This window comes from Streptomyces sp. HNM0645, from assembly GCF_030056615.1.
In the GTDB taxonomy this organism is placed as follows: Bacteria; Actinomycetota; Actinomycetes; order Streptomycetales; family Streptomycetaceae; genus Streptomyces; species Streptomyces marianii.
This window is the reverse complement of record NZ_JASHLT010000078.1, coordinates 1-9,688: the sequence shown is the minus strand read 5'-3', so window position 1 is coordinate 9,688 and position 9,688 is coordinate 1. Positions and strand designations below refer to the sequence as shown.

Below are 9,688 nucleotides of genomic sequence, written 5' to 3'. Positions count from 1 at the left end.
TCGCCCCCGGCCTGACCCACGCGCTCCAGCTGAGCGACACGTCCCTGTTCCTGTACCAGGCCCCGGGACCGTGCCTTCCACTTCCTGGCGCCGTACGGCAGTGCACCGGCACGGTCCTACTGACCGGGCATCCCGCGCACCCGGGCACCGGTGCGGCGAGCTGCGCACCGAGACCGGCCTGACCGGGCAGGAGCGCGGAGGGCGCGAACCTCGGCGCGGCGGAAGGCGGTGGGGGACGGGGTCGCGGCCGGGAAGGGACGTGGGCATACCGCTGCCCGCTGTCCACGCGATTGGCCAGGCTCTGCACTCAGCGGAGGGCGAGTCGGGCGCGGTGGTTTCGCGGTGTGCCGATGCTGTAGTCGGAGATCATGCACCGTTGGAAGTTGGGTGCGTGCCTCCGGTCTGTCAGGACATGGGGCAGCTGACACCTGAGGACGGGGCAGAGGCCGGAGCGACGCGAGAGGCTCGGGCAGACCAGGTTCGGCCTGCGGCAGGCCGTGCGGAGCGCGCAGTGCGGCTGCGGCCGCCGAGGCGGTTCCTGGGGGTGCCGTGTGGCCGGGGCGTCAGAGCGGCCCGCCGATCTCACACGCCTGGCAAGGCGGCCGGCCGCAGGTGCACTGCATGATCGCGTTGAGGACGTCGCGGTCGTGGTACAGGCACTCGTCCCTGCAGGTGTGGCGCGGAATGAACCCCGCCGGAATCTCGCCGGGCCACGGCTCGTGGCCGTCCCGGCAGCGGGCGAACCGCTCGGGGTCGCTGGAATGCAGGTCGTGCATGCTCGACCGCGCCTCGTCCTCCAACTCCCGCACCCGCTCCACCAGGGCCTTGAGCTCTGTGGCGAGTCCGACGTAACGGTCGGCGCCCGTCCTCACGTGTGCGGCGCGCAGTGCCATCGCTGCGTTCCCGAGAAATCTGCCGGCATCCTGAAGGTCGGTCACGTGATGCAACTGAATGCCGTTCACGCCCCGAACCCACACGGCGTCCATGCTGCTCACTGACCCACCTTCCCGGCGTTCCTTCGCCTTGTTCACCTGCGAAACAGTATGCGCGGCGCCGGTGCCTTCGCATAGTGAAAGAACAAACTATTCAAAGACGCTAAAACCCTTGCGCGCGCCCGTCCAGTGAATTCGGCGTGAGTCCGCTCACAGCGGCAAACGGGGACTCGCCGCATATGTGGATCCTTCGCGGAATCTTCCGCTGATTTGTTGTCCGCGACTGCTATTTGTTATCCGGTGACCGTGTAGGACCGCGCACCGGTCCCGGCGAGACCGCCGCCGTCGACGATCAGGTACTCCGGGCGGATGGGACGTCCGTCGAACCAGCACTCGAGGATCTCCCGGGTACCGGCCGCGTAGCGTGCCTGTGCGGAGAGGGTCGAACCGGACACATGCGGTGTCATCGCTTCGTGCGGCATGGTGCGCCAGGGATGGTCGGGTGGTGGTGGCTGTGGATACCACACGTCACCTGCGTAACCGGCCAGCTGGCCGCTGTTCAGGGCCCGCACCACCGTGTCCCGGTCGACGATCAGCGCGCGTGCCGTGTTGACGATGTACGAGCCGCGTTTCATGACCCCGATCAGCTCGTCGTCGAAGAGGTTCTGCGTCTGCGGATGCAGGGGGGTATGGATCGACAGCACGTCGACCGAGGAGGCCAGCGAGCGGGCGTCGGGGTGATACGTCAGCTCCAGTTCCTCCTCGACTTCCTTGGGCAGCCGGTGCACATCGCTGTAGTGCAGCCTGACATCGAACGGCTTGAGGCGGCGGAGCACCGCCTGGCCGATACGGCCGGAGCCCAGGACCCCGACGTCCATGCCCTCGATGTCGTAGTTGCGCGCGACGGCGTCGGCGATGTTCCAGCCCTTCTTCGTGGTCACCCACTCGTGGGCGGCCATGTAGTCGTGCACCAGGGTCAGAATCTGCATCACGGCGTGCTCGGACACGCTGATGCTGTTGCTGTAGGTGATCTCCGCCACCGTCATGCCGTGCGAGATGGCGCTCGGCAAGTCGACGTGGTCCGACCCGATCCCCGCCGTGATCGCGAGTCTGAGCTGGGGAGCCGCGGCGATCCGCTCGGGGGTCAGATAGGCGGGCCAGAATGGCTGCGAGATCACCACGTCGGTGTCGGGCAGCTCGCGGTCGAGCGTGGAGTCACTGCCTTCCTTGTCGGATGTGACGATGAACGTATGGCCGCGTTCCTCCAGGAAGCGGCGTAGTCCCAGTTCCCCCGATACGCAGCCGAGGAGCTGCCCCGGGGTGAAATCGACGGCTTGCGGGGTCGGCGCGGTCTGACCGCCCGGGTAGCCGGTGATGGTGGGAATCTCGTCGCGGGCGTACTCGGGTGGATAACCGCCCACGGGATCCGGATAGAGCACCGCAAGGATCTTTGCCATGGCCGTCCTCCATCGGTGTGGCCATTGATCCGGTAGACCGTTCGGGCCCGAAAACGAGTCTGCACCGATGATCTTGAATCATAGTCGAGTGGGTGTCGGCCCTGCAATCCCGTGGATAATTGAGGCGGGTGTACCGGTGGATAGAGATGCGGACGTTTCGTTGACGACTCGACGCGAGCCCTTCCGGCCCCGTGTGCCCGGGAGTGTCCTGGCTGTGATCGCGCTGGGCGGGCTGCTGGGCGGGACGGCCCGTTACGCCTTGGGGCTGGCGTTCCCCACGTCTGCGGGAACGTTTCCGCTGACGACGTTCGTCGTCAATGTGTCCGGGGCGTTCTTGCTGGCGCTGCTGCTGGTGTACGTGATGGAGAGCCTGCCGCGGTCCTGGTACGTACGGCCGTTCGCCGCCGTCGGGTTCCTCGGTTCGTACACCACGTTCTCGACTTGGATGGTCGACACCGATCGCCTTCTGGGCGACGGCCATTACACCCTCGCGGCGCTCAACGTTCTCGGCAGTCTGCTCGCCGGCCTGGCCGCCACCGTGCTGGGCCTGGCCGTCGGTCGGAAGGCAATGACCTGGACCAGCGGCCGCGCACGGACCGGGGGCTGGTTCCGGAGGGCAAGATGATCACTCTGCTCGGTGTCGGGGCGGCGGCGGCTCTCGGGGCGGTCGCGCGGTACGTGCTCGACCAGTACGTGCGGTACCGGAAGCCAGGTGCGTTTCCGCGTGGCACATGGCTGATCAACATCACGGGCTCGTTCATCCTGGGGCTCTTCGTGGGCCTGTGGACGCGGCACGGGCTGCCCGAGCAAGTCCTGACCATCGTCGGTGCCGGCTTCTGCGGGGCCTACACGACGTTTTCCACATTCAGTTACGAACTGGTCCGCCTGTGCGAGCAAGGCCGGGTCGGGAAATCGCTGCTGTATGGCGCGTCGAGCGTCGCGGTGGGATTGCCCGCGGCTGCGGCCGGGTTTGCCGCCGGGACGTTCTGAGACCGCGGTCGGACTGTCCTGAGAACGCCGTCCGGGGAACAGCGCGGCCCGGATGTCCGGGACTTGACACGCGGATTCGCGAGTCGTCTCCTTGAAGAAGAAGGCACATCGTGGCACACGCTGATCAGAGCGACCGCCACACCTTATCTGGTTTGCCAGCACCCACCGGCACCCGGAGGCTGTTGATGGCAACCTACGAATACCTATGCAGCCGTTGTGGGCCTTTCGACGTGAAGTTGGCGATCGGGACGGCGCCCACCAGTCATGGCTGCCCTGTTTGCACGGGCACCGCACGACGCGTGTACTCCTCGCCCGGCCTGGCGCTGACCTCGCACACGGTCGCCGCCCTCCACGAGCGGGACGAGCGCTCCCGTGACGCCCCGGCAGTGGTTTCCGAAGTGCCGCCGGGTGAAAGGGTGCCACGTCGCCCACATCCCGCGCTCTCGCGGTTGCCGCGACCCTGAGGGCGGGATTCGCCAAGGCAGAGAACGCTGTCAGACGGGTTTCGGTAGTTCCGTCTCCATACGGCTTGAGGAGGTGCGTCCCCGGTGGGCAACGTGGGACTGCTCTTCGTCGGTGCGGTGCTCTTCATCAACGGATTGCTGCTTCTCGGAAAGGTTGACGCCAAGGCGGGAGCGGTGTTCAACCTCTTCATAGGCGCACTGCAGGTACTGACACCGACGTACCTCATCTTCACCGCCGGCGACGACCCCATGAAGATCCTGGCGGCGTCCGGCATCTACCTGTTCGGCTTCACCTACCTCTACGTAGGTATTGGCCTGCTCACCGGTCTCGACAGCACCGGTGTCGGCTACTACTCGCTGTTCGTGGCCATCTCGGCCCTGGGATACGCGTTCGTGAACTTCAGGCTCTTCAAGGACCAAGCCTTCGGCGTCATCTGGCTCTACTGGGCTTTCCTGTGGTTCCTGTTCTTCCTGCTGCTCGGTCTCAAGATAGATGCCCTCAGGGAATACACGGGCTGGGTCACGGCCATTCAGGGCTGGGTCACCGGAGTGATTCCCGCCGGACTGCTGCTCTCCGGCTACTGGAAGCACCCCACCGAGATCGCCATTGCTCTGGCGGTGTTCGGCGTTGTGGTGTTCGCGGCGCTGTGGCCGCTCACCCGGAGTTCCCGGCAACCTGCCCCTGCGACTCCGGGGTCAGAAACGTGAGCACACCAACGTGACCTGATCGGAAATAAGGAGCTGTCATGCCCGAAGTGGTATTCAGTGTGGACCAGAGCAAGTCGATGCGTGATCAGGACGTTCCCGGGCACAACAGGTGGCACCCGGACATCCCCACAGTCGCGATGGTGAAGCCGGGAGCGGAGTTCCGTGTGGAGTGCCGCGATTGGACCGACTGTCAGGTAGGCAACAACGACTCCGCCAACGACGTACGCGACATCGACCTGACCATCCCCCATATGCTCAGTGGCCCAATAGGCGTGGAGGGCGCCGAACCCGGCGACCTGCTCGTCGTCGACATCCTCGACCTCGGTCCCGTGCCGCAGCAGACCGGCGACATGGCGGGCCAGAACTGGGGCTACACCGGCATCTTCGCCAAGGCCAACGGTGGCGGCTTCCTGACGGATTACTTCCCGGACGCCTACAAGGCGATTTGGGACTTCCACGGGCAGCAGGCAATGTCCCGTCATCTGCCCGGGATCCGCTTCACCGGGATCACTCACCCCGGGCTGTTCGGAACAGCACCGTCGGCCGAGATGCTCGCCCGATGGAACACCCGTGAGAAGGCGCTGATCGACACCGATCCGAACCGGGTCCCGCCACTCGCCGTACCTCCGGACAGCACCAACGCCCTCGCCGGCACGGCGACCGGCGACCTCGCCAACCGCATCGCAGCGGAGGGTGCTCGTACGGTGCCGGCCCGCGAGAACGGAGGCAACCACGACATCAAGAACTTCACGCGCGGTTCGAGGGTCTACTACCCCGTACACGTCAAGGACGCCAAACTCTCCGGAGGCGACCTGCACTTCAGCCAAGGCGACGGAGAGATCACGTTCTGTGGAGCCATCGAGATGGGCGGCTTCATCGACTTCCACGTCGACCTGATCAAGGGCGGCATGGAGACGTACGGCATATCCACCAACCCCGTGTTCGTCCCGGGCAACGTCGAGCCCAGGTACACGGAGTTCCTCACCTTCATCGGGATCTCCGTCGACCACGACACCGACACCAACTTCTATTTGGACGCGACGCTGGCCTATCGCCGGGCCTGCCTCAACGCCGTCGAGTACTTCAAGAAGTTCGGTTACAGCGGAGAGCAGGCCTACCTGCTCATCGGCTCCGCACCCATCGAGGGACGCATCAGTGGCATCGTCGACATTCCCAATGCCTGTTGCTCGCTGTACGTCCCCACCGCCATATTCGACTTCGATGTCCGGCCCACCGCCGAAGGCCCGATGAAGGCCGACCGCGGCAAGTGCGCGGTGAGCAGCGCCTGACCCGCACCGGACGACCACACGGCCCCGCGGTCGGAAGGACCGCGGGGCCCTGCGGTGCAGGGGGCCGGTCCCCGCGAGCCCCGGGCGATCTCTCGGCGAGTCCCGCATGTGCCGATGCCCGTGCCGGTACGGTCTGTCGGGGCTTGCGACGGACGGCGACCTTGCTGCTTGTGACCCCGTGGGATCCGCGGTCGCTTCATCCCAGGACCGTGGCGAGCTCCGGGAGGTAGCCCGCCAGGAAGCCCAGGCGCGAGCGGGTGCCGTCGGCCGCGGCCGTGCACGTCGTGAACAACGGCACCGCCGCCCCCGTCCCGGCGGCGACCGCGCTCGCAGCCGGGAAGGAGATCGTGATCAGCCGGGGGGATGGTGGAGATCGGGGACGGTTTCCGCCTTCCGGACCTGCTGGTGTCCACCGGAGCCCGGCTGCGCGAGGTAGGCACCACGAACCGCACCACCGTCGGCGACTACGCCGCCGCGGTCGGCCCTGGGACGGCCTTGGTGCTGAAGGCGCACCCCTCCAACTTCCGCATCACCGGATGCACCCGGACCGCCGAAGCCGGGGACCTGACGCCCCTCGGCGTTCCGGTGGTCGTCGACATCGGCTCCGGCCTGCTCGGCACACTCCCCGTGCTGCCGGACGAACCCGATGCCGAGACCCAGCTCCGGGCCGGTGCCTCCCTCGTGCGACCCGGCGCGGACGGGCGGTCGCGGTCTGACCCTGGCCGTGGCGTGCAGGTCCCTGCGGCAGCGTCGAGGACGACGCTGCTGCGAGGCCGTACCCAGCCATCGGCCGGCCTGGGAGCCCAGATGGTGCGGCGCGGTGAGCTGCGCGCGCCGGTGAGTTCGTCCAGCGTCTCCGGACCGGGCGTTGAGGGCGGGAGAGCACGGCGAGGGTCCGGGTAGCGGACCGTGGCCGACGGGTGTGGAGTGGGAGGGGGCTGACGGTAGCGTCGAGGAAGACGCTACCGGGTACCCGGGTCGCGCAGCCGCCCGGACCAGGGACCAGGAAGGAATGAGGCGTCATGCCGGCAGGATCGAGCAGGAAGCGCGAGCGTCAGTACGAGCACATCAAGGAAGGTGCCGAAAGGCGCGGCGCTTCCGAGAGCCGTGCGAAGGAGATCGCCGCACGCACGGTCAACAAGGAAAGGGCACGGTCGGGGGAGGCGAAGTCCTCCAGCAAGACCTCTACGGGCGATCCGAAGTCCGCCTACCAGCGGGGCGGGGAGCGCTCCCATTCCGGCTCCCAGGGGCCCACGAAGGACCAGCTCTACGAAGAGGCCAAGAAGAAGAACATCGAGGGCCGCTCCAGCATGAACAAGGAGCAGCTCCGCGACGCCCTCGGCCGCTGATCGCCCTCGCCGACCCGGCAGACACCACGCGGCAGTCGGTCACCGTCCCCGCTTGTGCCGGCTTCCGCGCCGGGGGACGAGGACCCATGACCCACCACATGCGGAGCCATCACCTGGAGTTCCAGTTCCCCGATCGGCGGCCTGGCATGTGCCTGACCGGTTGGTCCGTCATGGCCACCGACGGCCCCGTCGGCACCGTCGACGACCGCCCTTGCTGGACGAAGAACTGTGGGCCGGGAAGATGGCGCCCGTGTGCTGGCCGCTCAGTCCCAGGGCCTCAGCCTCTATGCACTCGCCGTGGAAGGCGGGCTGGCACAAGACCAGATCACACAAGCCGCCCTCTGGGCCGGCCGAGCCGAACCCCCGCACCCAGCTTCCGAATCTCCCTCGCGCTCGGCGTCGACTGGGCGCGAACAGGTGTAGACGGGCCTGGCGGAAGCAGGCCGGCGAGCGCGCAGGGGGAGGGGCGTGGCGGGCCCCATTCTGCTCCCCCGAGGCCGGTCACCTTGTCAGTGGTCGTCCAGGTGGCCGCCGTGACGGGCTGACGTTGTCCGTTGTACGTAGTCCAGTTGCGCTGCGCTAGGAGGCGATGCTTCCGCGGGCCTCACAGTGCTGATGTGGGTGGTCGGCTCTCCTCCGCCCGTCCCGGCCGGTCGGGGAGGCGGGACCCCGGCGGCCACGTGGGCGTTGCTGCGTCCCAGGGGGAGGACGGCTCGGTGATGACGGCGTTCACGGTATCGGGGGCGCTCGCGGTGTCCGGGGGAGAGAGACGGTCGCGAGTCGGTGGGCTTGGGGTCCATCACATCGGCCATGCCCGTGGAGGCGTAACGTTGATGATTCATCGGAAAGAGTGATGTTCCGGCATCCGGTTCAGGCGTGGTCGCCCCGCTCGATATCAGTCGTATATGCCTGCGCGACCGTGGCACAGGGGGTGGGTACGGGATGCGGCAGCTTCCCTTCACGCAGGGCGAACTGACACTCATGCACGAAGCGGGCCGGGAACGTTCCTGGCGCCGGGGCGAGACATTGCTGTCCGAGGGGTCGAGTCCGGACGACGTCATCCTGATCTGCGCCGGGCTGGTAAAGGTCGTGCGGCAGTCGCCGAACGGATACACCAGCGTGCTGGCTGTCCGGGGCCCCGGTGAGCTGCTCGGCGAGCTGTCCTGTCTCGACGGCCGGCCGCGGTCGGCGAGCGCCGTCGCCATGCAGCCGGTGACCGGGGTGTCCGTGCTCGCCGGCCGGTTCCTGCGGCTGCTGGAGGAGCACGGCGGACTGGCGCTCGCGGTCCTGCGGACCGTGGCCGGGCGGCTGCGCGACGCCGACCGCAGGCGGGCCGACCAGGGAGCCTACGCTGCCGGCGTCCGGGTGGCGCGGGTACTGGTGGAACTCGCCGTGTCCCACGGTGTCCCCGTGCCTGCTCCGGCCGGCGCGCTCGCCGTCGTCGTCACCCAGAAGGATCTTGCCGGGGCAGCCGGCACCTCGCGCGAGTCGGTGGTCCGCATCCTGCGGGACCTGCACGAGGAGGGCCTGGTCACCACAGTCCGCGGCCGGCTGCTCGTGACCGATCCCGAAGGGCTGGCGCAATGGGGTTCCGGCTGACACAGGTCCGGTGACACCCCGGAGTTGCGTCATATGACGCTGCGGACGGCACCGGGCACTCGATATCCAGATCACATCAACGGCGGGCGGCGGGGCCGGGAGGGGACGTGTGCCACGGGCACCGTCACCGCCCCCACGGGCGCCGTGTACCGGGAGAAGAGGCTGACGCTGAGGTTGAAAGGGTGGGGTGACAGGGCTACGGAGGCTCCAGCCCGAGTCCGGTCTCGGCTATGAAGCCGTCGAGGATCTCGGGCCTCCGTTGGATGCCACGCAGGCGGTTCTTTACCAGCGTGGTGAGGTCGTCGATCGTGCGGGGTGCGAGGTTGACCAGGGACTTCTTCAGGTGGGCCCAGACACCTTCGACGGGGTTGAGGTCGGGTGCGTACGGAGGCAGCTTGATGATGGTGAGCCAGTCGCTGTTGCGGTCGCAGAAGTCCCGCAGGGCCTTGGCGTGATGGGTGCTGGCGTTGTCCCACACCACGATCAGCGGGGCACCGCCGAGCTGCCGGCGGGCGGAGGTCAGCAGGTTGGAGAACTCGCGGGCCCGGAAGCCCTTCTTCTCGCCTGTACGGCCCCGGTAGGTCTGGGTCCGGTAGACCAGCCTGGTCTCGCGGCCCGGTCTGACGCAGACCATCCCGGCCATCAGGACCCGGCCCGAGCCTTTCCCGGTCACCTTGATCAGCGGAGTCCGCCCGCGCGGCGACCAGGTCCGCCCCTTGCCGGGCTTCAGGTCCTGGCCGGCCTCGTCCTCGAAGACTATCCACGCGCCCAGGAGCTGGGCCGTCCTCTTACCCGTGACCACTGCTCCGTCCGCCACCGCTCTACGGCCTGCTCGTCGCGCTCGACGGCCCGGTGCGCGGGGACCTGGGGTGACCAGTCCAGCCGGTGCAGCAGATACGA

General features: G+C 67.7%; 10 protein-coding genes and 2 pseudogenes. 8 read left to right on the top strand and 4 right to left on the bottom strand.

Features of this window, described 5'->3' with window-relative positions; all coding sequences use genetic code 11:
• Nucleotides 1–563: 563 nt before the first annotated feature.
• Together QMZ92_RS34295 and QMZ92_RS34290 are read right to left on the bottom strand one after the other, a co-directional pair.
• Nucleotides 564–986: a hypothetical protein gene (locus tag QMZ92_RS34295; RefSeq protein ID WP_349307795.1), complete on the bottom strand. Its 423-nt coding sequence runs from the start codon at nucleotides 984–986 to the stop codon at nucleotides 564–566.
• A gap of 239 nt (nucleotides 987–1,225) precedes the next feature.
• Nucleotides 1,226–2,389, bottom strand: coding sequence for an NAD-dependent formate dehydrogenase (locus QMZ92_RS34290; RefSeq protein WP_283301627.1), 1,164 nt, complete (start codon nucleotides 2,387–2,389; stop codon nucleotides 1,226–1,228).
• 214 nt (nucleotides 2,390–2,603) lie between these two features.
• On the opposite strand from QMZ92_RS34290, the gene QMZ92_RS34285 reads away from it, so the two are divergent.
• The 8 genes and pseudogenes from QMZ92_RS34285 to QMZ92_RS34255 all read left to right on the top strand — a co-directional run bounded on the left by QMZ92_RS34285 (nucleotide 2,604) and on the right by QMZ92_RS34255 (nucleotide 8,788).
• Complete coding sequence (locus tag QMZ92_RS34285) at nucleotides 2,604–3,014, top strand: fluoride efflux transporter FluC (RefSeq protein ID WP_283301625.1); 411 nt, start codon at nucleotides 2,604–2,606, stop codon at nucleotides 3,012–3,014.
• On the top strand, nucleotides 3,011–3,379 hold the full coding sequence (crcB, locus tag QMZ92_RS34280) for a fluoride efflux transporter CrcB (RefSeq protein ID WP_283301623.1): 369 nt from the start codon (nucleotides 3,011–3,013) through the stop codon (nucleotides 3,377–3,379). Before QMZ92_RS34285 ends, crcB begins: the two co-directional genes overlap by 4 nt.
• A 185-nt stretch (nucleotides 3,380–3,564) precedes the next feature.
• Nucleotides 3,565–3,843, top strand: coding sequence for an FmdB family zinc ribbon protein (locus QMZ92_RS36650; RefSeq protein WP_502962204.1), 279 nt, complete (start codon nucleotides 3,565–3,567; stop codon nucleotides 3,841–3,843).
• Nucleotides 3,844–3,927: 84 nt separating this feature from the next.
• Complete coding sequence (locus tag QMZ92_RS34275) at nucleotides 3,928–4,551, top strand: AmiS/UreI family transporter (protein ID WP_283301621.1); 624 nt, start codon at nucleotides 3,928–3,930, stop codon at nucleotides 4,549–4,551.
• 38 nt (nucleotides 4,552–4,589) lie between these two features.
• The gene (gene fmdA, locus QMZ92_RS34270) at nucleotides 4,590–5,840 is read left to right on the top strand and encodes a formamidase (protein WP_283301619.1); all 1,251 of its coding nucleotides are present in this window, start codon (nucleotides 4,590–4,592) and stop codon (nucleotides 5,838–5,840) included.
• 248 nt (nucleotides 5,841–6,088) lie between these two features.
• Nucleotides 6,089–6,539 (top strand): annotated as a pseudogene (locus tag QMZ92_RS34265) (L-seryl-tRNA(Sec) selenium transferase); the annotation flags it as partial.
• A 323-nt stretch (nucleotides 6,540–6,862) separates the two neighbouring features.
• Entirely contained in the window at nucleotides 6,863–7,189 is a 327-nt protein-coding gene (locus QMZ92_RS34260) for a plasmid stabilization protein (protein ID WP_138051449.1), read from the top strand.
• A 942-nt stretch (nucleotides 7,190–8,131) separates the two neighbouring features.
• Nucleotides 8,132–8,788 carry a Crp/Fnr family transcriptional regulator gene (locus tag QMZ92_RS34255; protein WP_283301616.1) on the top strand — a complete coding sequence of 219 codons (657 nt, stop codon included), beginning with the start codon at nucleotides 8,132–8,134 and terminating at the stop codon, nucleotides 8,786–8,788.
• Between the two features lie 196 nt (nucleotides 8,789–8,984).
• Here the strand turns inward: QMZ92_RS34255 and QMZ92_RS34250 are convergent.
• A pseudogene (locus tag QMZ92_RS34250) lies at nucleotides 8,985–9,608 on the bottom strand (IS630 family transposase); the annotation flags it as partial.
• Nucleotides 9,545–9,679 (bottom strand): winged helix-turn-helix domain-containing protein, encoded by a 135-nt coding sequence (locus tag QMZ92_RS34245; RefSeq protein WP_283301751.1) that lies wholly within the window; start codon nucleotides 9,677–9,679, stop codon nucleotides 9,545–9,547. The gene QMZ92_RS34245 and the pseudogene QMZ92_RS34250, both read right to left, overlap by 64 nt.
• Nucleotides 9,680–9,688: the final 9 nt, after the last annotated feature.

Excerpts from the sequence above, each read along its gene's own strand:
- QMZ92_RS34295 (WP_349307795.1), bottom strand. The coding sequence starts at position 986 with ATGGACGCCGTGTGGGTTCGGGGCGTGAACGGCATTCAGTTGCATCAC.
- QMZ92_RS34290 (WP_283301627.1), bottom strand. The coding sequence starts at position 2,389 with ATGGCAAAGATCCTTGCGGTGCTCTATCCGGATCCCGTGGGCGGTTAT.
- crcB (WP_283301623.1), top strand. The coding sequence starts at position 3,011 with ATGATCACTCTGCTCGGTGTCGGGGCGGCGGCGGCTCTCGGGGCGGTC.
- QMZ92_RS36650 (WP_502962204.1), top strand. The coding sequence starts at position 3,565 with ATGGCAACCTACGAATACCTATGCAGCCGTTGTGGGCCTTTCGACGTG.
- fmdA (WP_283301619.1), top strand. The coding sequence starts at position 4,590 with ATGCCCGAAGTGGTATTCAGTGTGGACCAGAGCAAGTCGATGCGTGAT.
- QMZ92_RS34260 (WP_138051449.1), top strand. The coding sequence starts at position 6,863 with ATGCCGGCAGGATCGAGCAGGAAGCGCGAGCGTCAGTACGAGCACATC.
- QMZ92_RS34255 (WP_283301616.1), top strand. The coding sequence starts at position 8,132 with ATGCGGCAGCTTCCCTTCACGCAGGGCGAACTGACACTCATGCACGAA.